General features: G+C 68.5%; 25 protein-coding genes. 3 read left to right on the plus strand and 22 right to left on the minus strand.

Annotation, left to right across the window (positions count from 1 at the left end; genetic code table 11):
- The 5 genes from carA to pyrR all read right to left on the minus strand — a co-directional run bounded on the left by carA (position 1) and on the right by pyrR (position 4906).
- Entirely contained in the window at positions 1 to 1230 is a 1230-nt protein-coding gene (gene carA / locus VHB92_RS04230; protein WP_325451815.1) for a glutamine-hydrolyzing carbamoyl-phosphate synthase small subunit, read from the minus strand.
- Between the two features lie 238 nt (positions 1231 to 1468).
- Positions 1469 to 2026: a hypothetical protein gene (locus VHB92_RS04235; RefSeq protein ID WP_325451715.1), complete on the minus strand. Its 558-nt coding sequence runs from the start codon at positions 2024 to 2026 to the stop codon at positions 1469 to 1471.
- Positions 2019 to 3377 carry a dihydroorotase gene (locus VHB92_RS04240; protein ID WP_325451718.1) on the minus strand — a complete coding sequence of 453 codons (1359 nt, stop codon included), beginning with the start codon at positions 3375 to 3377 and terminating at the stop codon, positions 2019 to 2021. Before VHB92_RS04240 ends, VHB92_RS04235 begins: the two co-directional genes overlap by 8 nt.
- Entirely contained in the window at positions 3378 to 4328 is a 951-nt protein-coding gene (locus tag VHB92_RS04245; RefSeq protein WP_325451720.1) for an aspartate carbamoyltransferase catalytic subunit, read from the minus strand.
- A complete protein-coding gene (gene pyrR / locus VHB92_RS04250) occupies positions 4328 to 4906 on the minus strand; it encodes a bifunctional pyr operon transcriptional regulator/uracil phosphoribosyltransferase PyrR (RefSeq protein ID WP_325451722.1) in 579 nt (192 codons plus the stop codon). Before pyrR ends, VHB92_RS04245 begins: the two co-directional genes overlap by 1 nt.
- A 643-nt stretch (positions 4907 to 5549) precedes the next feature.
- On the opposite strand from pyrR, the gene VHB92_RS04255 reads away from it, so the two are divergent.
- Complete coding sequence (locus VHB92_RS04255; protein WP_325451724.1) at positions 5550 to 6776, plus strand: HNH endonuclease; 1227 nt, start codon at positions 5550 to 5552, stop codon at positions 6774 to 6776.
- A gap of 134 nt (positions 6777 to 6910) precedes the next feature.
- On the opposite strand, the gene VHB92_RS04260 is transcribed toward VHB92_RS04255, so the two are convergent.
- The 17 genes from VHB92_RS04260 to VHB92_RS04340 form a co-directional block, all read right to left on the minus strand.
- Positions 6911 to 7501, minus strand: coding sequence for a DinB family protein (locus VHB92_RS04260; protein WP_325451726.1), 591 nt, complete (start codon positions 7499 to 7501; stop codon positions 6911 to 6913).
- 208 nt (positions 7502 to 7709) lie between these two features.
- Positions 7710 to 8420: a DsbA family protein gene (locus VHB92_RS04265; RefSeq protein WP_325451728.1), complete on the minus strand. Its 711-nt coding sequence runs from the start codon at positions 8418 to 8420 to the stop codon at positions 7710 to 7712.
- Positions 8421 to 8593: 173 nt separating this feature from the next.
- Positions 8594 to 9010, minus strand: a complete 417-nt coding sequence (gene nusB, locus VHB92_RS04270; protein WP_325451730.1) for a transcription antitermination factor NusB — start codon at positions 9008 to 9010, stop codon at positions 8594 to 8596.
- Positions 9010 to 9576 carry an elongation factor P gene (gene efp, locus VHB92_RS04275; RefSeq protein WP_325451732.1) on the minus strand — a complete coding sequence of 189 codons (567 nt, stop codon included), beginning with the start codon at positions 9574 to 9576 and terminating at the stop codon, positions 9010 to 9012. The genes nusB and efp overlap by 1 nt, the downstream gene beginning before the upstream one ends.
- Before the next feature lie 154 nt (positions 9577 to 9730).
- Positions 9731 to 10186 carry a type II 3-dehydroquinate dehydratase gene (aroQ, locus tag VHB92_RS04280; RefSeq protein WP_325451734.1) on the minus strand — a complete coding sequence of 152 codons (456 nt, stop codon included), beginning with the start codon at positions 10184 to 10186 and terminating at the stop codon, positions 9731 to 9733.
- The gene (locus VHB92_RS04285; RefSeq protein ID WP_325451736.1) at positions 10183 to 10713 is read right to left on the minus strand and encodes a GNAT family N-acetyltransferase; all 531 of its coding nucleotides are present in this window, start codon (positions 10711 to 10713) and stop codon (positions 10183 to 10185) included. The genes aroQ and VHB92_RS04285 overlap by 4 nt, the downstream gene beginning before the upstream one ends.
- Positions 10714 to 10715: 2 nt before the next feature.
- The gene (aroB, locus tag VHB92_RS04290; RefSeq protein ID WP_325451739.1) at positions 10716 to 11795 is read right to left on the minus strand and encodes a 3-dehydroquinate synthase; all 1080 of its coding nucleotides are present in this window, start codon (positions 11793 to 11795) and stop codon (positions 10716 to 10718) included.
- On the minus strand, positions 11792 to 12292 hold the full coding sequence (locus VHB92_RS04295) for a shikimate kinase (RefSeq protein WP_325451740.1): 501 nt from the start codon (positions 12290 to 12292) through the stop codon (positions 11792 to 11794). The genes aroB and VHB92_RS04295 overlap by 4 nt, the downstream gene beginning before the upstream one ends.
- Positions 12289 to 13488, minus strand: a complete 1200-nt coding sequence (gene aroC, locus VHB92_RS04300; protein WP_325451742.1) for a chorismate synthase — start codon at positions 13486 to 13488, stop codon at positions 12289 to 12291. The genes VHB92_RS04295 and aroC overlap by 4 nt, the downstream gene beginning before the upstream one ends.
- A 3-nt stretch (positions 13489 to 13491) precedes the next feature.
- Positions 13492 to 14430 carry a shikimate dehydrogenase gene (locus VHB92_RS04305; RefSeq protein WP_325451744.1) on the minus strand — a complete coding sequence of 313 codons (939 nt, stop codon included), beginning with the start codon at positions 14428 to 14430 and terminating at the stop codon, positions 13492 to 13494.
- Positions 14414 to 15832, minus strand: a complete 1419-nt coding sequence (gene mltG, locus VHB92_RS04310) for an endolytic transglycosylase MltG (protein ID WP_325451746.1) — start codon at positions 15830 to 15832, stop codon at positions 14414 to 14416. Before mltG ends, VHB92_RS04305 begins: the two co-directional genes overlap by 17 nt.
- Complete coding sequence (gene ruvX, locus VHB92_RS04315) at positions 15829 to 16302, minus strand: Holliday junction resolvase RuvX (RefSeq protein WP_325451748.1); 474 nt, start codon at positions 16300 to 16302, stop codon at positions 15829 to 15831. Before ruvX ends, mltG begins: the two co-directional genes overlap by 4 nt.
- Positions 16303 to 16309: 7 nt before the next feature.
- Positions 16310 to 18964: an alanine--tRNA ligase gene (gene alaS / locus VHB92_RS04320; protein WP_325451817.1), complete on the minus strand. Its 2655-nt coding sequence runs from the start codon at positions 18962 to 18964 to the stop codon at positions 16310 to 16312.
- Positions 18965 to 19099: 135 nt separating this feature from the next.
- Positions 19100 to 19315 (minus strand): hypothetical protein, encoded by a 216-nt coding sequence (locus tag VHB92_RS04325; RefSeq protein ID WP_325451750.1) that lies wholly within the window; start codon positions 19313 to 19315, stop codon positions 19100 to 19102.
- Between the two features lie 223 nt (positions 19316 to 19538).
- Positions 19539 to 19910, minus strand: coding sequence for a DUF948 domain-containing protein (locus VHB92_RS04330; RefSeq protein WP_325451752.1), 372 nt, complete (start codon positions 19908 to 19910; stop codon positions 19539 to 19541).
- Between the two features lie 114 nt (positions 19911 to 20024).
- Positions 20025 to 20648, minus strand: a complete 624-nt coding sequence (gene rpsD / locus VHB92_RS04335; RefSeq protein WP_325451754.1) for a 30S ribosomal protein S4 — start codon at positions 20646 to 20648, stop codon at positions 20025 to 20027.
- A gap of 383 nt (positions 20649 to 21031) precedes the next feature.
- Positions 21032 to 22474 carry a replication-associated recombination protein A gene (locus VHB92_RS04340; RefSeq protein ID WP_325451756.1) on the minus strand — a complete coding sequence of 481 codons (1443 nt, stop codon included), beginning with the start codon at positions 22472 to 22474 and terminating at the stop codon, positions 21032 to 21034.
- 205 nt (positions 22475 to 22679) lie between these two features.
- Here VHB92_RS04340 and VHB92_RS04345 point away from each other — a divergent pair, with 205 nt between their 5' ends.
- Both VHB92_RS04345 and VHB92_RS04350 read left to right on the plus strand, forming a co-directional pair.
- Positions 22680 to 23480, plus strand: coding sequence for a peptidylprolyl isomerase (locus VHB92_RS04345; protein WP_325451758.1), 801 nt, complete (start codon positions 22680 to 22682; stop codon positions 23478 to 23480).
- A gap of 117 nt (positions 23481 to 23597) precedes the next feature.
- Complete coding sequence (locus VHB92_RS04350; protein WP_325451760.1) at positions 23598 to 24827, plus strand: DUF349 domain-containing protein; 1230 nt, start codon at positions 23598 to 23600, stop codon at positions 24825 to 24827.
- The last annotated feature ends 46 nt before the right edge of the window (positions 24828 to 24873 follow it).

The following is a 24873-nucleotide window of genomic DNA, read 5'->3' on the forward strand; positions in this document are numbered from 1 at the left end:
TCAGGCGTCTCCGCTCGTGTTCTTCTTCGACTTCTTCGCCCCGTCGCCGTTCCGGGAGGCGAGCACGAGATCGCGGAACCTGTCGAAGAGGTAGTTCGCGTCGTGCGGCCCTGCGGCGGACTCCGGGTGGTACTGCACGCTGAAGGCGGGGATGTCGAGGCAGTTGAGGCCCTCGACGACGTTGTCGTTCAGGTCGTAGTGGCTCACCTCGACCCTTCCGAATCCGGCAGCAGACTCGCTCACCTCGTCGATCGGCGCGTCGACCGCGAAGCCGTGGTTGTGCGCGGTGATCTCCACCCGCCCGGTCGCGCGGTCGAGGACCGGCTGGTTGATGCCGCGGTGCCCGAACGGCAGCTTGTATGTGCCGTAGCCGAGTGCACGGCCGAGCAGCTGGTTGCCGAAGCAGATGCCGAAGTACGGCACGTCGTTGCGCAGCACCGTGCGCAGCAGTTCGACGTGCTCGTCGGATGCCGCAGGGTCGCCGGGTCCGTTCGAGTAGAACAGGGCGCTCGGCTGCAGCGCCATGATGTCGTCGGCGGTGGCCGTCTCCGGCAGCACCACGACGTCGAAGCCGCGCTCGGCGAGGTAGTTCAGCGTGCTGGTCTTGACCCCGAGGTCGAGAACGGCGACGGACCCGATCCGCTCACCCCGAGCGGGTACCGTGTACTGCTCCCGGGTCGACACGACGGCGGAGAGGTTCAGCCCCCGCATGTCCGCGCCCGCACGCACGAGGTCGAGCTGCTCGGATGCCGTCAGCGTGGCATCCTGCCCGGAGAAGATGCCGGCGCGCATGGCGCCGGCCGAGCGCAGGTGGCGCGTGACGGCCCTGGTGTCGATGCCGCTGATGCCCACGACGCCGTTCTCGGCGAGCTCGTCGTCGAGGCTGCGCTGCGATCGGAAGTTGGAGACGATGCGCGACGGCTCACGAACGGCGAACCCCGCGACCCACACCCTCTTGGACTCCATGTCGGTGTCGTTCATGCCCGTGTTGCCGATGTGCGGAGCAGTCATCAGCACGATCTGACCGGCGTAGGAGGGGTCGGTCAGCGTCTCCTGATAGCCGGTCATGCCGGTGGCGAAGACGGCCTCCCCGAGCGTCCTGCCGAGCGCGCCGTACCCGCGACCCTCGTATCTCGTGCCGTCCTCCAGCACCAGCACCGCAGGCTCTCGGCGAGCGGCGATGGCGGCGTCCGTCGCCCTGGCCGGCTCCACGCGCGGGGCGTTGGGCATGCCGATGCCGGCCTCGTGCGCCTCCTGCGTCTCGTGCTCCTGCTGGGCCTCCTGCCCCTCCTGGCCGGGCTGCGGCTCCTGAGACTGTGCTTCCTGCTCTTCCTCGGCCTGCAGTTCCTGCGGCTGGGCCTCCTGCCCGTCCTGGGACTGCGTCTCCTGCGAGGGGGTCGTCTCGCCTGCGCCGTGTCCGTCCTGCTCCTCGTGCGCGGGCTCGTGGGCGAATTGCTCGTCTGACATGTCAGGCCTCGCTTCCGGTGTTGGTGTCGTGGGCGACGTCGTCGGCGCCTGATGTGCTGTTCTCGGCGATGAGCGAACCGATGCTCGCCAACAGTCGGCTCTGATCCTCGGCGTCGGCGACGCGCAGGTAGGTGTCGATCACGTCGCCGGAGGCATCCGCCGTCCCCGTGCGCCATGCGACGAGCACGAGGCCGTCCTGCTCGACGGATCGGTCGATCGTCCAGGTCGCCGTGCCGACTCCGAGGAGTGCCGGTGCCGCGATGGCCACCGTGCTCTCCCCCGGCGACGTGATCGTGACGCCGCCTTCGGAGACGTCGACTCTGGCTCTCGCGCGGAACGCGAGACCGGGAACAGCCACGCGGTCGAGCGGACGATCGTGATGCGTGCTCCCGACGTGAAGCGCCTCGGCGCTGAGGATGGCAGCGCCCGGGCTGGCGAGCGCGCTGGGGACGACGAGACCAGCGTCGCGCCGGGCGCGGCGTCGCCACCCGATCCACATGCCGATGAAGACGAGGACGACGACCACGAGAATGAGCGCGGTCGGCCACAACTTATCCATGCACGGCCGCCTCTGCATCGCGGTCACCCGAGCGGGCGAGTTCTGCCGCCTCGTCGATGGCGATGAGCCGGCCGTCGCGGAGGGTCGCCGTGCCGTCGTGGAACGTCCAGGCCACGCGCCCCGGCAGTTCGCGACCGAGGTAGGGCGAGTTCACGCCCTTTCCGGCCAGACGGTCGACCCCGAAGACGCCGCTCGCGCTGGGGTCGTACAGGGTGAGGTCCGCCCGTGAGCCGGTCTGCACGGGTGCGGCGCGCTCCACGCGCCCGATGCGCGCCGGCGTGTGCGACATCACGCGAGCGACATCGGCCCAGTCGAGTTGCCCCGTCGACACGACCGCCTGGTGCACGACGCTGAGCGCCGATTCGAGGCCGACCATGCCGTTGGCCGCGGCATCCCATTCGCAGTCCTTCGACTCGATGGGGTGCGGCGCGTGATCGGTGGCCACGATGTCGATGGTGCCGTCGGCGAGGGCGTCGCGCAGCGCGTGCACGTCTTCGTCCCTGCGCAGCGGCGGGTTCACCTTGAAGCGCGCGTCGTACCCTGCGACCAGATCCTCGGTGAGCAGCAGGTGATGCGGTGTCACCTCCGCGGTGACCTCGATGCCGCGTGCTTTGGCCCAGCGGATGATGTCGACCGACCCGGCCGTCGAGACGTGGCAGACGTGCAGGCGGCTTCCCACGTGCTCGGCCAGCAGCACATCCCTGGCGATGATGGACTCCTCGGCGACGGCCGGCCACCCGGCGAGGCCGAGGGTCGCCGACAGTGCGCCCTCGTTCATCTGGGCGCCGACGGTGAGACGCGGCTCCTGCGCGTGCTGCGCGATTACTCCGTCGAACGCCTTGACGTACTCCAGAGCCCTGCGCATGAGAAGCGGGTCGGAGACGCACTGCCCGTCGTCGGAGAAGACGCGCACCCTGGCCCTCGACGCCGCCATGGCGCCGAGCTCGGCGAGCCGCTCTCCCGCAAGTCCGACCGTGACCGCGCCGATGGGCTGAACCGTCGCGTAGCCGGCTGCCTGGCCCAGCGTGAGCTCCTGCTCGACGACACCCGCCGTGTCAGCGACAGGCGACGTGTTCGCCATGGCGAACACCGTCGTGTACCCGCCGGCCGCGGCCGCCCGCGTTCCCGTGAGAACCGTCTCGCTCTGCTCGAAGCCGGGCTCTCGCAGGTGCGTGTGCAGGTCCACCAGCCCCGGGAGGGCGATCAGTCCCGAGGCGTCGATGCGCGTGGCATCCGTCGCCGCGTCTCTCGCGTCGCTGCCGAACGTGAGGCGGCCGTCGGCGACGAGGATGTCGGCGGCCGAGCCGTCGACGAGCGTCGCGCCCTCGATGAAGAACCGTTCGCGTGACACCTAACCGACCTCCCGATCGCCTGACAGCAGCAGATAGAGCGCAGCCATGCGCACAGAGACACCGCTTGCCACCTGCTCGCGCACCAGCGAACGCGGCGAATCGGCGGCTGCGGCGGAGATCTCCAGGCCCCTGATCATCGGGCCGGGATGCATGACCATCGTATCGGGCCGCAGCCTGGCCAAACGCTCGGCATCCAGGCCCCACGTGCGCGAGTACTCCCGGGTGTTCGGGAAGAACGCGGCGTTCATCCGCTCGGCCTGGATGCGCAGCATCATGACGACGTCGGGATCGTCGGCGATGGCCGCGTCGAGGTCGTAACCGATCGCGGCTGGCCACTGCGCGGTGTCGACCGGGAGCAGCGTGGGCGGCGCCACCAGCGTCACCTCTGCTCCCAGCGTGTCCAGCAGCCAGACGTTCGAGCGTGCCACCCGCGAGTGCAGGATGTCCCCCACGATCACGACCCGCAGCCCGGCCAGATCCTTGCCGCGACTGGTTGCCTCGTGCAGGCGCTTGCGCATCGTGAACGCGTCGAGCAGGGCCTGGGTCGGATGCTCGTGCGTGCCGTCGCCCGCGTTCAGGATGCCGGCGTCGATCCATCCGCTGGAGGCGAGCGTGTGCGGCGCGCCGGATGCCGAATGCCTGACCACGACGGCATCGGCGCCCATGGCGGCGAGGGTCTGTGCGGTGTCCTTCAGGCTCTCGCCCTTGGAGACGCTCGAGCCCTTCGCACTGAAGTTGATCACGTCGGCCGAGAGCCGTTTGGCGGCCGCCTCGAACGAGATGCGCGTGCGCGTGGAGTCCTCGAAGAACAGGTTGACGACGGTCTTGCCGCGCAAGGTAGGCAGCTTCTTGACTTCGCGGGTCGAGACATCCGCCATGTCCTCCGCGACGTCGAGGATGCCGACGGCCGTGTCCCGATCCAGATCCCTGGTGGAGAGCAGGTGCCGCATCAGCTCTCGCCTCCCGCCTGCTGCGGGGCGGTATCCGTGGCGCGCTCTCCGTCGTCGATCGTGACGGCATCCTCGCCGTCCACCTCGCTGACGCGCACGTAGATGCGCTCGCGCGTCGAGCTCGGCAGGTTCTTGCCGACGAAGTCGGCGCGGATCGGGAACTCGCGATGCCCTCGGTCCACGAGCACGGCAAGCCGAACCGCCTTGGGTCGGCCGAGGTCGCTCAGCGCGTCCAGCGCCGCGCGGATCGTGCGGCCGGAGAAGAGCACATCGTCGACGAGCACAACGGTCGCTCCGTCGATCGAGACGGGAACGCTCGTGGGCGAGGGCGCGCGTGTCGGATGCTTCGCCAGATCGTCGCGATACATGGTCACGTCGAGCGAGCCCACGGGTGGCTGCGCGCCGTCGTCGATGCGAGCGATGGCCGCCCCGATGCGTTGGGCTAGCGCGACGCCTCGTGTCGGGATGCCGAGGAGCACGAGGTCGTTCGATCCCCGGTTGGACTCCAGGATCTCGTGTGCGATCCGAGTCAACGCCCGGGCGATGTCAGCCTGCTGCAGCACAGTATGCGCCGTCATGCCGACCCCCTTCCCCGCCTCACAGGACGGCCTTAAAGGTTGCCAAACTCGCACCAGCGTAGCAGGGCGCGGGATGCCGGAGGGCACGACCGTGCATCCGCGTCGGGGCGGGTGGACGGTTGACGCGCGTTCGTGCCCAGGTCGGTGCTGTCCGACGAGACTTCTCGTCGTGAGCGCTTCGCGCCGGGCGACGCGTCGCGTCGTGAGCGCTTCTCGCCGTGCGACGCGTCTCATCGTGAGCCGGGCAACGCGTCCCATCGTGAGCGGTCGCGCCGTGCGACGCGTCTCGTCCCCCACAGGCGACCGCGTCGCGGCCCCATCAACAGGCCAGATCAGCGCGGATTTCTGTGCCCGAGGAATGTCGGTGGCATCCCCTAGTTTCGTAGGTATGAACGACGTTCTCCTCGACGACCCGGCTTGTGTCCGGCGCCCATCGGAGGACGTCGTCCGCGTGGAGGTTTGCAATGCGCCCGCGTTCGATCAGTGCGCCTGCCACCTCGTGGGCGGCGTCGCACGTCCCACTGCGGATCAGCTCGCGCTTCCCACTGACGATCAACTCGAGAGCGATCCACTCGAGGGCGATCCACTCGAGGGCGGCCCGCGCGAGAATGATGCCTTCGATGATGCTGAGTTCGCGCCGTCCGTGAGCACCATCTCGGTCGCGGCGCTCATCCGCTCCGTGCTGGACGACGCTGTGGCCTCGCAGACTCTGGTGAACGAGCAAGCGGCACGGCAGTTGTTCGCGGTCGGGGATGCGTTCCAGATCGCGCGGGACAACCCGCGGATCTACGTTCCGGCAGGAGCGAAGGAGCGAGTTCCCGATGTGGACGACGCCGACTTCGCCGAACGGTCCGTGGCGTTCGATCTTGCTCAGCGGTTGAACGTGAGCGAGAACCTGGTGCGGTCGATGGCGCGTCAGGCCGAAGTGCTCTCGTGCTCGCTGCCGCGGTTGCGGCAGCTCTTCGTGTCGGGTCGGATCAGCGCGCAGCACGTGCGAGTCGCGGTCGAGTGTTGTGCCGGGCTTCCCGATGAGGCGTCGTTCGCGACGTACGACGAGCGGATGGCCGCTATCGCGGAAGGCCTGAACGCGGGTGCGTTCGCCCGGCGTTGTCGCGTGCTCCGCGAGCGACTCTTCGCCGACACGCTGCTGCAACGTCACGAAGATGCCCGCATGAAGCGACGGGTCGCCGTGGAACCCGACGCCGATGCCATGGCCTGGCTGAACGTTTACGCCCCGGTGATGGATATCGCGGGGATCGACGTGCGGCTGACCACGGAAGCTCGACGGTTGCGTGCGCTGCCCGGCGAGACGCGCACCGTGGACCAGTTGCGCGCCGATCTCGCCATCGAGTGGCTTCTCCACCGCGGTGGGAGCGCGGAAGGTCCACCGAGGGCTGAGGGCACGACCGAGGATTTCGGCGCGCAGCCGTTCGTGCTCATCGACGAGGCCGGGCGATTCGCCGAGCTGCTGGGCTACGGACCGATCCCGTCGGCGACGGCAGCGAGGGCACTACGGGATGCTCCTTCGTTCCGGAAGGTTCTCGCTGACCCGATCCGTCCTGCGGTGCTGAATCTGGACACGAAACGGTACCGGCCGACACCCGACCAACGGCGTTGGCTGACGTTGAGGTGTGGGCTCGACGAGAACTCGGCGCCGTACCTGCTGGTCGGCATCACGGCGGGCGCCGAAGTCGATCACGTGATGGAACGACAGCACGGAGGAGCCACAGACGTTGCCAACCTGGTTCCGTTGAAGCCTCGGTTGCATCGCCTCAAGAGCGTGACGCGAATCAGACTCGATCCGAAACCGGATGGTGGCATCCGCGTGCGAACACCCACGGGGTACGACAGCGACCCGCCGCCCTTCTGATCACCGTGCCGCGGCTGTTGCCATGTCCCATTTGGTACCAGGCCGCGTTTGCTGCCATGTCGCGTTTGTTGTGAGGCCGCGTTTGCTGCCAGACCGCGTTTGCTGCCAGGCCGCGTTCGTCACCGTACGGCTCGCTACGCCCCGAATCCGTCCGCGATCGCCTGCAGCCGCTCTCGATAGTGAGCCCACCAGTCCTCGTCGTGGTCCGGCAGGTTCGAATTGCTGCTGCGCATCCCGGCCGAGCCGTCGATGAGCTCGCGCAGGATGTCCGCGTGTCCAGCATGGCGTGCGGTCTCGTTGAGCATGTGCGTGATGATCTGGCGCAGCGTGACATCACGGCGTTCGTCGGGCCACCACGGCACGACGCCGGGTGCGTCGAGGCTGAGTTGCTGGATGGTGACATTGGAGAACGACTGCACGGCGAGGTACAGCGAGATCACCGCGTCGCGGCTCTCGTCGGCAGTGGCCCACATGTCGGCGTTGTCCTCCGAGCCCTCATCGAGCCAGGGCATGGCGATGCCGCCGTCCCGCCCGAAGACCTCTCCGAAGTATCCATACTCGGTGCTCGCCACATGCTTGACGATGCCGAGCAGATTCGTACCGGTACGTGTCATGGGCAACCGCACCTGTCGTTCGTCCAGTCCGTCGAGCTTCCACACCAGGGCGTCCCGAGCCGATTGAAGATATCCGACCAGCATGGCCTTCTCGCGCGCGTCATCCGTCATCGGACCGACACTACGTGACAGGGCCGGAACCGCCGCGGCACGGATACGAGACGGCGGAGGTACGAGACGGCGGAGTTACGAGACGGCGGAGTTATGAGACGGCGGAGTCACGAGACGGCGCGGGTACGAGACCCCGGCGGTGCGGTACGAACGCCGGCGCGGTACGACGGCAGCACGAGACAGCGCTCGCGCCACGGCCTCCTGCCCGCTACTTGCCGCCCTTCGCGATGAATGCGGTGAGCGCCTTGGTGTCGGTGATGTCGCCGCTGTAGGAGTGGCCGTTCACGAGAACGGTCGGGGTGCCCTTGATGGTCTTGATGTCGGCGCCGGGAATCGGGCCGTTCAGCGCATCCTGCGTGTTCTTGGTCAGCCAGTTAGCGTAGCGATGCGACGCGATGCACGAATCCGCAGACGACGCCCCCACTCGCTTCGCCAGAGATTTCAGCTCGGCATCCGTGAGACCGGACGACCCCTCCTCCGGCTGGTGGGTGTAGAGCGCCGAGAGATAGTCGAGCGTCGCCTGGGGGTCGGCGGCCGCGACGCACGTGAGAGCACTGCCGGCCCGGGAAGAGTACTTCGTGCCCTGAGAGTTCGGGTCGAGGAAGTTGAGCGGATGCACGCGCAAGGTGATGCTGCCGTCCTTCACCAGGGCTGCGAGGGCGCGGCCGTTCGCGCGCTCGAACTCCCCGCAGTACGGGCACATCGGGTCGATGTACGTGTCGACGACGGTCTTTCCGTCGCCCACGACCAGCGCGCCCTTGTCGAAGTCGGCCGCACCGGTCACCCCGGTCGGCACGCTCGCCGAGACCCGGCCGCTGCTCGAGGGTGCGGACGCCGAGGGCGCGCACGCCGCGAGTGCCCCGGTGAGTGCCGCGGCGAGCAGAGCGGCGGCGATACGGCGGACGAGAGAGCGTGTCATGGATGCTGGTCCCGGAGTCTCACGCGGCGACCGCCGCTCGTACAGATTGTTGGTGACGGCAACGGCCGGTGCGGGTTCTCCGCTGCGGGCGCCGGTGCAGGTTTCTCGTCGCGCGAGCCGCCGTGCTGGGCCGTTGTCTGATGTGCGGCCGCGGGGTGCTGCGCACCGCCGGCTCAGTGTGCGACGGCGGAACCGATCTTGGCCAGCAGGCCGTTCACGAACTTCGCCGAATCGTCGGTGGAGAGCGAGGTCGCCTGCTCGACGGCCTCGGAGATGGCGACCCCGTCCGGGATCGCCGGGTTGTAGAGCAGCTCCCAGGCAGCCATCCGCAGGATCGCGCGGTCGACGGCGGGCATCCGCTCCAGCGTCCAACCCTGCGAATAGGTCTGGATCAGCTCGTCGATCTCGTCGGCGTGGTCGATGACGCCGTCGACGATCTCCCTGGCGTACAGCCACGACGCCTCCCGCGCAGGCTCCTGGGCGGCGCGTTCCGCCTCCGCAGCGAGTGCGCGCGAGAAGGGTATCCCCCGCACGTCTGCGCTGAAGAGGATGTCGATGGCGCGCTTGCGTGCCTTGGTCCTGGCGCCCACTAGTCGTTGACGCGGCTGAGGTACTCGCCGGTGCGCGTGTCGACCTTGACCTTCGTGCCGGTCTCGAGGAACAGCGGAACCTGGATCTGGTAGCCGGTCTCCACGGTGGCCGGCTTCGTGCCGCCGGTGGAACGGTCGCCCTGCAGGCCCGGCTCTGTGTACGTGATCTCCAGCACCACGGATGCCGGCAGCTCCACGTAGAGCGGGTTGCCGTTGTTCATGGCGATGGTCACGTTCTGGTTCTCGAGCATGAAGTTCGCGGCGTCGCCGACGATCGTGGCAGGCACCGTGAACTGGTCGTAGTCGCTCGTGTCCATGAACACGTAGCCGTCACCGTCGCTGTACAGGTACTGGTACTCGCGGCGGTCCACGTTCTCGAACTCGAGCTTGGTGCCCGCGTTGTACGTGCGGTCGACGACCTTGCCGCTCACCACGTTCTTGAGCTTCGTGCGCACGAACGCGCCACCCTTGCCCGGCTTCACGTGCTGGAACTCGATGACGGTCCAGAGCTGGCCGTCGATGTTGAGGACGGCGCCATTACGGATGTCGGCGGTGTCGGATGCCATGCGCAAAGATCCTTCGAAGAAGTCAGTGAAGAGGAAGTCGGATGGTCAAGGCGCGCGAGACGGCGCCGACCATCAGACGATTCTATCGGGTGCCGTCCGGGAAATCGCCCGACGCCCCTCAGCCGTCGGCCAGGCCGATATCGCCCGAGGGCCCTCAGCCGTCGGCCAGGCCGGTGATGACGTCGATGAGCTTCGTGACCGCGATGGCGTATCCGGGCACGCCCTCTCCGATCACGTGCACGGTGGCCACGTCGCGCACGTAGGAGAAGTGCCGGAACTCCTCGCGAGCGTTGACGTCGGAGATGTGCACCTCCGCGACGGGCAGTGCGACCCCGGACAGCGCATCCCGCAGCACGACAGAGGTGTGGGTGAGCCCACCGGGATTGATGACGATGCCGGAGCAGTCCTCGCGAGCGGCGTGGATCGCGTCGATGAGCACACCCTCGTGGTTGCTCTGGATGGCACGCACCTCGAAGCCGTGCTGCGCAGCGGTGCGCTCTACGAGCGACACGACGTCGGCAAGCGTCTCCGTGCCGTAGATCCCCGGTTCGCGAATCCCGAGCAGGTTGAGGTTCGGTCCGTTCACCAGCAGCAGGCGTCGCGTCGTCACTCGGCGACCCTACCAGCGCGCGCCATCACGATCTCGGGTCCGATCGGGCCGGTGAGCGTCTCCCCCGTCGGCTCGAACCCGGCACGTCGATACGCCCCTTGCGCGCGCAGGTTCTGCGCGTGCACGTCGAGCGTGATCGACTCGACGCCCACCACCGTCGCCCATTCGGTCGCTGCAGCGAGCAGCCGGTCGATGGTGCCGTCGCCCCTCTTTCCCGGACGAACGTACACGCCCACGACGTCGGCCCGCATCCGCGTCACGTCGCGGTCGAGATGGTCCGTGCTGCCTGGACTGCGCACGAGCACCGTCACAGTGCCCACCCATTCGCCGTCCTCGTCGACTGCCACGAACTGCGCGGCGCCGTCGCCGGCTGCGGCGTTCTCCGTGCGAGCGATCCAGTGGTCGTCCGTCCTGGCCGACGCGTGGGCATAGTCGTCGAGGAAGGCGATGCCGGCATCCGGGTCCTGCAGAGCCTCCAGCCGCAGCCTCCGCACCTGCTGCCATTCGCCGCTCCGGATGCGGCGCACGATCACGAGCCGATCTCCTGGTACGCCGCGAACAGCAGGCTCGGGTCCGGCGCCTGCATGACGGTGGGCCTCGCGATGTCGTCGAGCACGATGAACCGCAGGGTGTTGCCCCTGGTCTTCTTGTCGCGCTGCATCGTCGCCAGCAGGGTCTGCCACCGCCCGCTCGGATACGTGATCGGCAGCGTGAGCGAGGTGAGGATGCTGCGGTGACGGTCCACGACATCGTCGTGCAGGCGTCCGCTGAGCCGCGCCAGCTCCGCCGCGAAGACCATGCCGACCGAGACCGCCGCCCCATGCCGCCACTGGTACCGCTCCGCGTGCTCGATCGCGTGACCCAGCGTGTGTCCGTAGTTGAGGATCTCCCTCAGCCCCGCCTCACGGAAGTCCTCGCTCACCACCTTCGCCTTCATGTCGATGGCGAGCTCCAGATTGCGACGGAACACCGGGCTGTGCACGTCGGTCGCGGCATCCAGGTCGCCCTCGACGTTGTCGAGGATCTCCGGGGCCCAGATGAACCCGGCCTTGACGATCTCGGCGTAACCCGCAAGGAGATCGTTGCGAGGCAGAGCGTCGAGCGTGTCCAGGTCGCACAGCACCCCGGCAGGCGCATAGAACGCGCCGACGAGGTTCTTGCCCTCTGCGGTGTTGATGCCGGTCTTGCCGCCGATCGCGGCATCCACCATGCCGAGCACCGTCGTCGGAATCTGCACGAGCCGCACACCGCGCAGCCAGGTCGCCGCGACGAACCCGGCGAGGTCCGTGGCAGCGCCGCCGCCGAACCCGATCACCGCGTCGCTGCGCGTGAAGTCGGCCTGACCCATGATCTGCCAGCAGAAGGCCGCGACCTCGACGCGCTTCGCTGCCTCCGCGTCCGGAACCTCTGCCAGGAGCACCTCGTACCGGTCGGTGAGGCTCTCCCTCAGCTCGGCGGCGGCTGCGGCGAGCGTCGGCTGGTGCACGACCAGCACGCGGCGCACATCCGGTCCTAGCAGTTCGCCGGCGTCGAACCGGATGCCCCTGCCCACCCGGATGCCGTACGCGTTCGCCCCCGAGACCTCGAGCTCGCTTGTCTGCTCCGTCATGCGTCCTTCCGTTCCGTCTGCTCGCACCACTCCGCGATCTCCTCGACGATCGTGGAGATCGGACGCCTCGACGTGTCCGCCCTGAAGTCCGCCAGCGACTCGTAGAGCGGCATCCGCTTGGTGACCAGCGCGCGCCAGGACTCGATGCCCTGCACGAGGGGGCGTTTGCCGTCGTCGATGCGCGCTGCAGCGGCCTCGGGGCTCACGGTGAGGAGCACGACGCGCACCCGCTCGAGGTCGGCCTGGGTCCTCGGATCGAGCACCGCTCCCCCGCCGAACGCCACGACACCGCCGCTGGACAGAGCACGCACGACGGCTTCCCGCTCCAGCGCCCGGAACACCTGCTCGCCGCGCTCCGCGAAGATCTCCGCTATCGGACCATGCTCGTGCACGATCTCATAGTCGGTGTCGATGAACGGCAGCTCGAGCCGACGCGCGAGCTTGCGACCCACCCTGCTCTTGCCTGCTGCGGGAGGGCCGATCAGCACGACGGTCACGCGCGCACGGTCTCCGTGTGCAGCGACGCCGGGATGGACTCCAGGTAGCCGCGCAGGTTGCGCTGCGTCTCCTGCAGGGAATCGCCGCCGAACTTCTCCAGCACGGCATCCGCGAGCACCAGGGCGACCATCGCCTCGGCGACCACACCGGCAGCGGGCACGGCGCAGACGTCGGAGCGCTGGTGGTGAGCGGGAGCGGCATCCCCCGTCGCGACGTCGATGGTGCGAAGCGCACGCGGCACGGTGGCGATGGGCTTCATGCCCGCCCGCACCCGCAGGAGGGACCCCGTGGTCATCCCGCCCTCTGTTCCGCCCGCCTTGTCGCTCGTGCGAGAGATCGTCTCGCCGTCGGTGACCAGCTCATCGTGTGCCGCCGACCCCCGTCGCCTGGTGGTCTCGAAGCCGTCGCCGACCTCGACCCCCTTGATTGCCTGGATGCTCATAAGCGCCTGTGCGAGCCTGCCGTCGATGCGCCGATCCCAGTGCACGTGCGAGCCGAGACCGGCCGGCACCCCGTAGGCGAGCACCTCGACGACGCCGCCGAGCGTGTCGCCGTCCTTGTGCGCGGCATCCACTTCGGCCACCATCAGCGCCGAGGTGGCGGGGTCGAAGCACCTCAGCGGGTCGGCATCGAGCGTGTCGACATCGGACGGCTTGGGCAGGGCCGCGTCATCGGGCACCCTCACCGGGCCGATGGCGAGCGTGTGGGCGACGAGAGTGATCCCCAGTTCGGCCAGGAACGACTTCGCCACGGCGCCGAGCGCCACGCGAGCGGCGGTCTCCCTGGCGCTAGCGCGCTCGAGCACCGGTCGCGCCTCGTCGAAGCCGTACTTCTGCATGCCGACGAGATCGGCGTGACCCGGCCGCGGCCTGGTGAGCGCGGCACCTCGGCCCGTGGCAAGGACGTCCGGATCGACCGGCTCCGCGCTCATCACGTCGACCCACTTGGGCCACTCCGTGTTGCCGATGCGCAACGCGATCGGGCTGCCCATGCTGAGGCCGTGTCGCACGCCCCCCGACAGCGCGAGCTCATCCTGCTCGAACTTCATGCGGGCACCGCGGCCGTAGCCGAGCTTGCGGCGCGCGAGGTCGGCGCGCACGGCATCCAGCGAGACGGGCACGCCTGCGGGCAGGCCTTCCAAGATCGCCACGAGTTCCGGACCGTGCGATTCCCCTGCGGTGAGCCAACGAAGCATGGATCAATTCTGGCATGCGGCGCGAGGCCGTCCCGATGCGTCGAGACCGACCGACGCGAGCATCGCGGCCAGCACGCCGGACTCCTCCCGGACTTCACGCTCGGGATCGCCTCCGACGAAGATGCGCACCTGCAGCAATGCCTGATGAACGAGCATCGCGAGCCCCGACAGCACGTTCGGCTCGCCACCGGTGCGGGTCGCAAGCTCGCTCCACTCGTGAACGATGGGCGTGGGCCACGGGTCGTACGCGACGTCCAGGAGCAGGACTCCCTCCACGGCGGCACGAAGGATGCCTTCGCCGCGCAGCAGCCGCTGCGACAGCCCGTCGGTGCCCGCCGAGCCGGGAAGCGTGCTGATCACGAGGTCCGGCCGTACCGCGACAGGCTCGTCGAACGTGCGGATGTCCACCACCAGGCCGACCGCGTGACCCAGGTCGACGAGGTGGGCGGCCCGTGACGGCTCCCGCACCTGCACCGTCACCCGCTGCGCGCCGAGCTGCGCTGCCGCGACGGTGGCGGATGCCGCGGTGGCACCGCCGCCCCAGACGACGACCGACGTCGCGGTCGACGTGCCCGCGGCCGCCAGTGCGCGCACGATGCCGCCGACGTCCGTGTTGAAGCCGCGCAGCGTGCGCTCACCCGTCTCGTCCTCGTCGAACAGGATGGTGTTCGCCGCGCCGGTCAGCCGCGCGGTGGCGTCGAGCTCGGAGACGAGCGGAAGCACCGACTGCTTGAGCGGCATCGTCAGGGAGAGCCCGCGCCATCCGGTCGGCCTGCTGCGCACGTAGTCGTCGAGCGCGTCGGGCGTGACATCCGCTCGGCCGTACCGCCAGGGCAGACCGAGCGTGCGGTACGCCGCGGCATGCAGCTGCGGCGACTTCGAGTGGGCGATGGGCGAGCCCAGAACAGCGAGCTCGCGCGGCCCGTCACTGGCAGTAAGCATCGTTCTCCGCGCTCGCGTTGCACCAGTCCTGAAGCTGCTGGACGGCCTGCTCATGCTGCTCAGCGGTCTCGGAGAAGACGGTCGTCCCGTTCTTCAGGTCGACGGTCACGAAGTAGAGCCAGGGTCCGGGCGTGGGATTCAGCGCCGCCTTGATGGCGTCGTCGCCGGGGTTCGAGATCGGGCCGACCGGCAGACCGTCGTGCGCGTAGGTGTTGTACGGGTTCCCGGCATCCTCGCGCTGGGCGTCTGTCGTGAAGACCGTCTTCACGCCGGCACCGTAGGCGACCGTCGCATCCGACTGCAGCGGCATGCCTTGATCGAGGCGATTCTGGAAGACCCTGGCCACCTTGCCCATGTCGTCGACGCTGCCGGCTTCCTTCTGCACGATCGAGGCGAGCACGACGGTGCTGTAGCGTTTGTCGGCCGGCACTCCCGCCTGGTCGAGCGACTGGAACGACCTGTCGACGAGCGTCTTGACGACCGTCTTGGCGTCGACGCCCGGGTCGAAGGTGTACGTCGCCGGGAAGAGGAAGCCCTCCAGGTTCGGCGCCTGCGCGGGCAGGCCGAAGTCGGCGGGTTTCGCTGCGGCCTGGAGGTCAGCGAGCGGCACGCCCGTGGTCTTGGCGAGCGCAGGCAGGATCTCGGCTTCGGTGTCGCCCTCCGGGATGGTGAGCGTGCGCTGCAGCTTGTTCTTCGGATCCTGCAGCGCGCTCAGAGCCGACTTCGCGCTCATCTGCTTCTTGAGCCGGTACACGCCGGGCTGGAACACCGGGTCGGGCTTGGTGTGCAGCAGCAGCGCGTAGAACGCGTCGGATGTCTTGACCACGCCGGCCTTCGCGAGCGTCGCGGCGATGTCGGATCCGTTGTCCCCGTCGTGGATGGTGATCGTCACGGGGCTGGTCCCTGTGCCGGTGTAGTCGTTCGGCTCGTTCATCGCCAGCAGTTTGCGCACCTCGGGCTGGAACGCGTTCCACACGTACACGCCGGCACCACCCAGCAGGGCCAGGATGACGACGGTCACGATCGTGGCCGTCAGCCAGCGCCGCTTCGGCTTCTCCTTCTTCGGGCGGGATTCCCTTCCCTCCGTCGGATAGTCGAGCGTGGACCAGGCCTGCGGAGCGGGACGGCGGCGCGCACCGGATGCCGCACGTTCCTCGGTCTCGCGGTCGCCGCCGAGCGATCCCCAGAACGTCTGCTCGAGGTCGGGGCCGCCGTCGATCTCCGACCGGCCCCGCGTCTCGCGTCCGGGCGCCCGCGTGTCCCTGCTCTCGCGATCCTGCGCGTCGTCGCCTCGCGCTTCGCGCTCGCGCGCCTCACGTTCTCGTGCTTCGCGACGCGTGAGAGGCGGCCGCTCGGTGTCGCGAGCGGGATCCGAGGCGCCTGGGGGAACGGGGTTCGTCACGATGAGCGTCCAATGCTGGGGTCAACGAGTTCACCGGCCGGCCTGCCGGTGGAGCGCTCGGCATCGAGCGCGTGCTGAAGAATCACCGTGGCGGCGGCCTGGTCCACGACGGAGCGAGAGTTGCGAGTGGTGCGCCCCGACGCGTGCAGCGCCGACTGGGCCGAGACGGTCGACAGCCGTTCGTCGACGAGCCGCACCGGGATGCCGCACGCCTCGGCGAGGCGGGAGGCGAACGCGACGGCATCGTCCGTCGAGGCCGTGTGGGCGCCGGAGAGCGACAGCGGCAGGCCGACGATGGCCTCGGCGGCATCCAGCTCCGTGACGATGCCAGCGATGCGGGCCAGGTCGCTGCCGTCGTCGGCGCGTCGCACCGTCTCGACGGGGATGGCCAGCATCCCGTCGGGATCGCTGCGGCTCACGCCGATCCGAGCTCGTCCCACGTCCACGCCGACGCGTACTCCCCTGCGCACGCCCGCGTCATCCGATCGCGGTGCGAACCGAGTCGAGCGCGGCGTCGATCGCGGAGACGTCGGATCCGCCGCCCTGCGCGAGGTCGTCCTTGCCGCCTCCGCCGCCGCCCAGCACGGATGCCGCGCCCTTGGCCAGCGGACCCGCCTTGATGCCGGAGTCTCTGGCAGCCTGGTTCGTGGCCACGATGACGACGGGACGCCCGCCCACGACGGCCGCAAGCGCGACGACCGAAGGGTCGGACCCGAGCCGTTCGCGCACGGTGGTGACGAGCATCCTGAGGTCGTCGGCCGAACCGAGCGAACCGGCGTTCTGGGCGACGAGCCGTACGGCTCCGACGCGCTGCGCCTTCTCGATCAGGCCAGGCACCTTGTCGAGCACGGCGCGTGCCTCGAACGCCGCGATCTTCTTCTCCGCCGCCTTGAGGCTCGCCACGAGGTCGCTGATGCGCTCCGGCAGCTGCTCGCGCGGCGTCTTGAGCGTGCCGCTCAGCTGGGAGACGATCGCGCGCTCCGCCGCGAGGTCGCGGAAGGCCTCGATGCCGACGAGCGACTCGACCCGCCGATTGGTCGAACCGACGGAGGACTCGCTGATCAGGTTGATCATGCCGATCTCCGAGCTCGACGAGACGTGGGTCCCCGCGCAGAGCTCGCGCGACCACGGACCGCCGATGTCCACGACGCGGACGACATCGCCGTACTTCTCACCGAACAACGCCATTGCACCCATCGCCCGCGCCTCCTCGAGGGGCAGCTCGCGCGTGACCACCTCGAGGTCGTCCCTGATCGCGTTGTTCGAGATCTCCTCGATCTCGCTGCGGGTCTCCGGCGACAAGCCCTGGTTCCACGAGAAGTCAAGGCGCAGGTAGCCGGCCTTGTTGTACGAGCCCGACTGGTGGGCGTTCGGCCCGAGCACCTGCCGCAGCGCCGCATGGATGATGTGCGTTCCGGAGTGCGCCTGTCGCGCGCCCCTGCGGTAGTCGGCATCCACCACGCTCGTCGCCGAGTCGTCGACGCCCACCTCGCCGTGTCGCACCTGGACGGTGTGGCTGATCAGGCCCTTCACCGGCTTCTGCACGTCGAGTACCTCGAGCTCGTAGCCGGGGCCGACGATGAGGCCCTGGTCGGCATCCTGTCCACCGGACTCGGCATAGAGCGCGGTCTCGGCGAGGATGATCTCCGCGATCTGCCCCTCGGAAGCGCGAGGCACAGAGACGCCATCCACGATGATGCCCAGCACCCGCGACTCGGTCTGCAGCTCGTCGTATCCGGTGAAGACCGTCTCGCCCTTGCCGCGCAGCGCGCTGTACACGGACAGGTCCGCCAGCGCCCGCTTCTTCGCCTTCGCATCGGCCTTGGCACGAGACTTCTGCTGTGACATGAGCGAGTCGAACGCCGCCCGGTCGACGGTGAGGCCCGCCTCCTCCGCCATCTCGAGCGTCAGATCGATCGGGAATCCGTACGTGTCGTGCAGCAGGAAGGCGGTGTCGCCTGCCAGCTGCTTCTTGCCGGACGCGCGCGTGTTCTCCACTGCCGTGTCGAGAATGGTCGTTCCGCTCGCCAGCGTGCGCAGGAACGTCTCCTCCTCGGCGAACGCGAGGTGGGAGATGCGGTCGTAGTCAGTCGCGACCTCGGGGTAGGTCGCCTTCATGGCATCCCTGGACTCCGCGAATAGCGCCGGGAAGGTCGCCATCTCGACGCCGAGCAGCCGCATCGCGCGCACGGTGCGGCGCAGGAGACGGCGCAAGATGTAGCCGCGACCCTCGTTCGACGGTGTCACTCCATCGGACATCAGCATGAGTGCGCTGCGCACGTGGTCGGCGATGACGCGCAGGCGCACGTCGTCCTCGTGGTTCGCGCCGTATGTCTTGCCGGCGATCTCCGCGGCCTTGTCGAGAACCGGACGCACCTCGTCGATCTCGTAGAAGTTCTCGACGCCCTGCTTGATGAACGCCACGCGCTCAAGGCCCATGCCCGTGTCGACGTTCTTCTTGGGCAACTCGCCCAGAATCTCGAAGTCCGCCTTGCCGGTGCCCTCGCCACGCAGATACTGCATGAACACGAGATTCCAGATCTCCACGTATCTGTCGTCGTCCGTGGCGGGGCCGCCATCGGCGCCATAGGCGGGCCCACGATCGAAGAAGATCTCCGAGCACGGCCCGGCGGGTCCGGGAACGCCGGTCGACCAGTAGTTCGTCTCCTTGCCGAGACCCTGGATGCGCTCATCCGGCAACCCGGCGACGTCACGCCAATAGGTGCGCGCCTCGTCGTCGTCCTCGTAGACGGTGACCCACAGATCCATCGGGTCGAAGCCGAGGCCGCCCTTCTCCTCCGGCGTGGTGAGGAGCTCCCACGCGAACGTGATCGCTTCCTTCTTGAAGTAGTCGCCGAACGACCAGTTGCCGAGCATCTGGAAGAACGTGCCGTGCCGCGGAGTCTTTCCGACCTCCTCGATGTCGAGCGTGCGGATGCACTTCTGCGAGTCCGCCACGCGCGGATACGGCGGTGGGACGAGACCCGTGAGGTACGGCACGAACGGCACCATGCCCGCGATCGTGAACAGCAGTGTCGGATCGTCGCTGACGAGCGAGGCGGACGGCACGATGGTGTGTCCCCGCGCAGCGAAGAAGTCCAGGAAGCGGCGGCGGATCTCCGCCGTCGACATCGGAGCTGTCGGCAGCGGAGACGTCGGCATGGTGGCGGTCTGCATGGTTCCGTTCGTTAGGTCGGTGGTGTGTTGCAGCGCGTGGCGTTCGAAGAACTGAGGTGCGCGCCGGAAGGTCGTGGAAAGACGCGACGATCAGGAGAGGTCGGAGATGACGTCCTCGGCCTGGTCGATGGCGGAGCGCAGCTCGGCCTCACGCTTGCGATAGCCGTCGCTCACGGCGGCCCCGAAGTCGTGCGCCTTCCTGTCCAGTTCCTCGAAGAACTGCTTGCCCTGATCTGTCTTGTTCACCTGGTGGGCGAGAGCGAAGCCGGCAGCGATGCCGGCGACGAACCAAAGGAAGCTCTTCATGGGCGGATCTCCTCGTGGTCGTGACCGTATGTCGGTAAGAGCGGAGCGCGTGGCGTACTCGGCTGACGTTCTGCCGGGCGGCCCCGCGATGGAAACGGATGCCGCATGGCGCCGGCATCCCAAGCTCCGCTCAGTTTAGGGCGTCCGGCCGGACGGACGCTCGGCGCCCCAAGGGATGCGGCTGCTCGGAGTCGTGTACGCAGGATGCTCTACTCGGCGTCGTCTACTCGGTGTCGCCCGGCTTGGCCGCTCTGCCGAACCGGAAGGCCGCCCGTACGGCGGCGCTGAATCCGGCCAGTTTGATGAGCGGACCGCCCACCGTTGCGGCGAACAAAGCGACGAGTGCCGAGACGTTGCCCGTGACATCGGCGACATTCCGGGTGATCGTGTCGACGCGAGCGAGCTGCTTGTTCGTCTCGCGGAGCGTGACGGTCGTCTCTTCGAGAATGGGCGTGATGCCGTCGCTCACGTCTTTGATGGACTCGGTCGTCTGATCGAAGACCCTGCCCAGTTTGACGAGCGGAATGGCCATCAGCGCCACAAGCACGGCGAAGACGCCTGCGGCGATCAGGCCCGCGATATCTCCACCTGACACGGTGCACCGTCCATTCCATCAAGGGAATACGTCGAAGGGCGGGCCGTGGAACGACCCGCCCTCCAGCGTATCGGTATGTCTGGCGCGGCGCCTGGTGCGGCTGCTACGCGGTACCTAGCGCGCGGCGTAGTACTCGACGACGAGCTGCACGTCACAGGTCACGGGGACCTCCGCGCGCTTCGGCCGGCGCACCAGGCGCGCCTGGAGCTTGTCGAGCTCGACCTCGAGGTAGGCGGGAGTCTTCGCCAGAACGTCTGCGTTGCCACCCGCTGCAGCCACCTGGAACGGCTCGGTGCCCTCGGAGCGCGCCTTCACGTGCACGAGCTGGCCCGGCTTCACGCGGAACGAGGGGCGGTCGACGATGCGGCCGTCGACGAGGATGTGGCGGTGCACCACGAACTGGCGGGCCTGCGACATCGTGCGGGCGAAGCCGGAACGGAGCACGAGCGCGTCGAGGCGCATCTCGAGCAGCTCGACGAGGTTCTCACCGGTCAGGCCCTGGGTGCGGCGTGCCTCCTCGAACGCGATGCGGAGCTGCTTCTCGCGGATTCCGTACTGGGCGCGCAGACGCTGCTTCTCGCGCAGACGAACCGCGTAGTCGCTATCGGCCTTGCGCTTCGTGCGGCCGTGCTCGCCGGGAGCGTACGGACGCTTCTCCAGGATGCGAGCGGCCTTCGGGGTCAGGGCGACGCCCAGCGACCTCGAGAGGCGGGTCTTGCTGCGGGAACGTGAGGACACGTCTTTCCTTTCGTAGTTCTTCTCACTTGTGCTGCCCCTTGCTCGTGGATCACGAGTGGGCAGCCATTGACTGATCCGGCGACGCGCGTCGTCTGTCGACGCGCACGGTGCCAGCACAAGGCACGACACCGCCATAGTCGCTTTCGCAATGGGAGGGATGGCCGGGGATGCTCGGCTACAGAGCGCTTCCCTGTCGAAGAGGATACCCGCAGCCGCACGGAATCCTTCATCTCGGCCCGTCCATGGTATCAGAGCGCAGCCGAGGCTCGGGTCGTCGTCGCGGGGGCTGTGACCGGTAGCGGTGCCGACGCTGGTCCTCGTGCTGTTCCTGGTGCACGTGCCGGTGCCTGTGCAGATGGAACCGCAACCTCAGCGTCGCAGCGTCACTGGCCTTTCGTGATCCGGCGCAGCTTCGCGAGGCGCACGCCGATGTCGCGCTCATTGCCGTGCTCGGTCGGCGTGTAGTAGGTGGCGTTCTTCAGCGCATCCGGAAGGTATTGCTGTCGCACGACGCCGAGGTCGTCGTCGTGCGGGTACACGTATCCCTTGCCGTGGCCGAGACGCTTCGCGCCCGGGTAGTGCGCGTCGCGCAGATGCTTCGGCACGCGGCCGATCTTGCCTGCCCGCACGTCGGCGATCGCGGTGTCCAGGGCCATGTATGCCGCGTTCGACTTGGGCGCGGTCGCGAGGTGGACGACGGCCTGGGCGAGAGGGATCCGTCCCTCCGGCATCCCGATGTACTGCACCGCGTCGGCGGCCGCGACGGCGACGCCCAGCGCCGTCGGATCGGCCATCCCGATGTCCTCGGACGCGAGCACGATGATGCGCCGCGCGATGAACCGTGGGTCCTCGCCCGCCTCGATCATCCGCGCCAGATAGTGCAGGGAGGCGTCGACATCCGATCCGCGCACCGACTTGATGAAGGCGCTGATCACGTCGTAGTGCTCGTCTCCGTTGCGGTCGTATCGCAGAAGAGCGCGGTCGACGGCGGATGCCACGAGCTCGGCAGTGATGAGCGGCTTGCGCTTCGCCTCCTCCGACTCGTCCGTGCCGTCGGCGCCCTCTGCGGCGCGGGCGTCAGTCTCAGGGCGGTCCGACACGTCGTCGTCGGGGCGGGCTCGTTCGGTGTCCTCGCTCGCCCTGGCGTTGTCCACCGCCGAGTTGGCGGCCGCCTCCAGCGCGGTGAGCGCGCGACGGGCGTCGCCCGAGGCGAGCCTGATCAGAGTGGCGCGCGCCGCCTCGTCGAGGGCGACGGCATCCTTCAGCCCCCGCTGGTCGTGCACGGCCCTGTCGATCAGCACGCCGAGGTCGTCGTCGGAGAGCTGCTCGAGCGTGAGGAGGAGCGACCTGGACAGCAGGGGCGAGATGACCGAGAACGACGGGTTCTCGGTCGTCGCGGCCACCAAGATCACCCAGCCGTTCTCGACACCGGGGAGGAGCGCGTCCTGCTGCGCCTTCGTGAAGCGGTGGATCTCGTCGAGGAACAGAACGGTCGAGACGCCGTACAGGTCCCGGTTGGACTGCGCCTCCTCCATCACCGCTCGGACATCGCGCACGCCGGCGGTCACGGCGGACAGCTCCACGAATCGCCGACCCGACGAATGCGCGATCACCTGCGCGAGCGTCGTCTTGCCGGTTCCGGGAGGTCCCCACAAGATCACGGACACCGACCCGCGCTCCCCCGTGGTGTCGCCGGCGAGCGTGACGAGCGGCGATCCCGGAGTGAGCAGATGGCGTTGCCCGGCGATCTCCTCGAGCCTGCGGGGGCGCATCCGCACCGCGAGCGGGGTGGCTCCCGCCCGGAGCCCCTGCTGTGTGCCCGCCATGCGCTCAAGAATAGAAGGTTCCCCCGACAAGGGAGGAGGAGCGGTGAGCGGCGCCAGGCTCCCATTGCTCCTGCGGCCGGTTCATTTGGAACGCATGGGAGCGGTGCGTAAAGTTCCTACCTGGGATCGGCCCGGCCTCGATCCCGGGCCCGAGGCCCCCAACACCCTGACTCGGCGCTGTGCGGCGCCGAAGTGGAGGATGCGCGTGTCCGCGAAGAAGCAGAACGACCGTGAGGCGCGCCAGGCGCGCGAACGACTGCGTGCCTACCAGGCGCGGCAGGCGGTCCACGAGCATGCGAAGAAGCGCCGGGTGCGTGACAACGTCATCGCCGGAATCGTGGTCGTCGTCGTTCTCGCTCTGGCAGTCGTTCTGCAACTGACCTACTTCGGGGCCGGACCGGGCAAGCCTGTCGCCTCGCACACGTCATCCAGCACGCCGACTCCGACGCCCGCCGCCACCGGGTCGAACCAGGGCGACGTCCCGTCGAAGTCGCTGGCCGACGGACGCACGTGGAACGGCACGCTGACCATCAACGGGATTCCGCTCGGCGTCTCGTTGGACGGCGCGAAGGCCCCGCAGGCCGTGTCCTCGATGATCTCGCTCACGCAGAAGAAGTTCTTCGACGGAACCGTGTGTCACCGGCTCACCACGGGCGCCGACTTCAAGGTGCTGCAGTGCGGCGACCCGAAGGGCGATGGAACGGGCGGACCCGGATACAGCTTCGGTCCCATCGAGAACGCTCCTGCGGACGGCAAGTACCCGACCGGAACCATCGCGATGGCCAGGCAGAGCGACAACGCGTACAGCAACGGCAGCCAGTTCTTCATCGTCTACGGCGACACGACCATCCCGAGCGACAGCGCAGGTGGATACACGGTGATCGGCAAGGTCACGAGTGGACTCGACAAGCTCGAGTCGGCCGTCACCGACAAGGGTGTTCAGGGCGGCGGCAGCGACGGCAAGCCGGTCGTGGCTCCGAAGATCGATTCGTTCACCCTTCAGTGACCACGTTCACACTCCGGTAACGGCCCGCTCCTGGAGTGGGAGTCGCCCGCAGAGCGTGCAATAGGCTTTGTAGTCAACAATGGCGGCCGGTCCGCCGTCTTCGAACAGGTGAGGCTCGTGTCAACTACTGATCAGCACCCGTGGGGTCGCGTCGACGAGGCTGGTGTCGTCTACGTCCGGACTGCGGACGGTGAGCGTGTCGTCGGCGAGTATCCGGATGCGACGCCCGAGGAGGCGCTGGCCTACTTCGAGCGCAAGTACCTCGACCTGGCGGGCCAGGTGGGACTTCTCGAGCAGCGTGTGCGTCGCGGCGCGCCGGCATCCGACGTGGCCAAGGCGGTCGCTTCCCTTCGGGCCTCGGTGGCGAACGCGAACGCGGTGGGAGACCTCGCGGCGCTCGACGCGCGACTCGCGAAGCTCGGCGGGACCGTCGAAGAGCTCACCGAGCAGCAGAGCGCCGAGGCGAAGGCCGCGGTGGAGCAGGCCGTCGCCGAGCGTACGGCGATCGTGGAGCAGGTGGAAGCGCTGGCTTCCGAAGACCCGGCCAAGACGCAGTGGAAGCAGGCGAGCGCCCGCCTGGACGAGCTGTTCTCGGCCTGGCAGAAGCATCAGCACGAGGGCCCGCGCATCCCGAAGAACGAGGCCAACGAGTTGTGGAAGCGGTTCAGGGCCGCGCGCACCACGCTGGAACGCAACCGCAAGTCGTTCTTCGCCGAGCTGGACTCCCAGCACCGTGACGTGCGCGCCAGGAAGACCGAGCTGATCGAGCGCGCAGAGGCGCTCGCCCCGCTCGGCGCAGAGGGCGTTCCGCAGTACCGTGCGCTGCTCGATGACTGGAAGCGCGCCGGACGGGCGGGAAAGCGCAACGACGATGCGCTGTGGGCGAGGTTCAAGGCGGCAGGCGACGTGCTGTACTCCGCGAAGGCCGAGACCGACGCGATCGAGAACGAGGAGTATCAGCGCAACCTGGAGCAGAAGCTCGCACTCCTGGAAGAGGCGGAGCCGCTCCTGAAGGCGACCGACCGCAATCAGGCGAGGTCGGCCCTGCTGTCCATCCAGACCAGGTGGGATGCGATCGGCAAGGTGCCGCGCGACCAGGTCCGCTTCATCGAAGACCGGCTGCGCAAGGTGGAGGCTGCCGTCCGCAGGCTCGACGAGGAGCACTGGGAGCGCAGCAACCCGGAGAAGAAGGCCCGCTCCGAGGGGCTTGCCTCGCAGCTGGCGGATGCCATCGCCAAGCTCGAGGACGAGCTCGAGTCGGCGAAGGCGTCGGGGGATGCACGTGCGATCCAGCAGGCACAGGAAGCGCTCGACGCCCGCAAGGCGTGGCTGTCGGCCCTGCGCTGAGGCCGTCGCCGGTTCTCCACCACCGAGCCGCGTGACGGCTTCTCCA

Source organism: Humibacter sp. (assembly GCF_035547335.1).
In the GTDB taxonomy this organism is placed as follows: domain Bacteria; phylum Actinomycetota; class Actinomycetes; order Actinomycetales; family Microbacteriaceae; genus Humibacter.

Bases quoted from the DNA above. Each gene is read 5' to 3' on its own strand.
- aroB (WP_325451739.1), bottom strand. From the start codon at position 11,795: ATGACGGAGCAGACAAGCGAGCTCGAGGTCTCGGGGGCGAACGCGTAC.
- VHB92_RS04235 (WP_325451715.1), bottom strand. From the start codon at position 2,026: ATGGATAAGTTGTGGCCGACCGCGCTCATTCTCGTGGTCGTCGTCCTC.
- VHB92_RS04265 (WP_325451728.1), bottom strand. From the start codon at position 8,420: ATGACACGCTCTCTCGTCCGCCGTATCGCCGCCGCTCTGCTCGCCGCG.
- VHB92_RS04305 (WP_325451744.1), bottom strand. From the start codon at position 14,430: ATGCTTACTGCCAGTGACGGGCCGCGCGAGCTCGCTGTTCTGGGCTCG.
- carA (WP_325451815.1), bottom strand. From the start codon at position 1,230: ATGCCCAACGCCCCGCGCGTGGAGCCGGCCAGGGCGACGGACGCCGCC.
- alaS (WP_325451817.1), bottom strand. From the start codon at position 18,964: ATGTCGACGGCGGAGATCCGCCGCCGCTTCCTGGACTTCTTCGCTGCG.
- VHB92_RS04245 (WP_325451720.1), bottom strand. From the start codon at position 4,328: ATGCGGCACCTGCTCTCCACCAGGGATCTGGATCGGGACACGGCCGTC.
- aroC (WP_325451742.1), bottom strand. From the start codon at position 13,488: ATGCTTCGTTGGCTCACCGCAGGGGAATCGCACGGTCCGGAACTCGTG.
- VHB92_RS04260 (WP_325451726.1), bottom strand. From the start codon at position 7,501: ATGACGGATGACGCGCGCGAGAAGGCCATGCTGGTCGGATATCTTCAA.
- VHB92_RS04340 (WP_325451756.1), bottom strand. From the start codon at position 22,474: ATGGCGGGCACACAGCAGGGGCTCCGGGCGGGAGCCACCCCGCTCGCG.
- VHB92_RS04325 (WP_325451750.1), bottom strand. From the start codon at position 19,315: ATGAAGAGCTTCCTTTGGTTCGTCGCCGGCATCGCTGCCGGCTTCGCT.
- efp (WP_325451732.1), bottom strand. From the start codon at position 9,576: ATGGCATCCGACACCGCCGACATCCGTAATGGCGCCGTCCTCAACATC.
- pyrR (WP_325451722.1), bottom strand. From the start codon at position 4,906: ATGACGGCGCATACTGTGCTGCAGCAGGCTGACATCGCCCGGGCGTTG.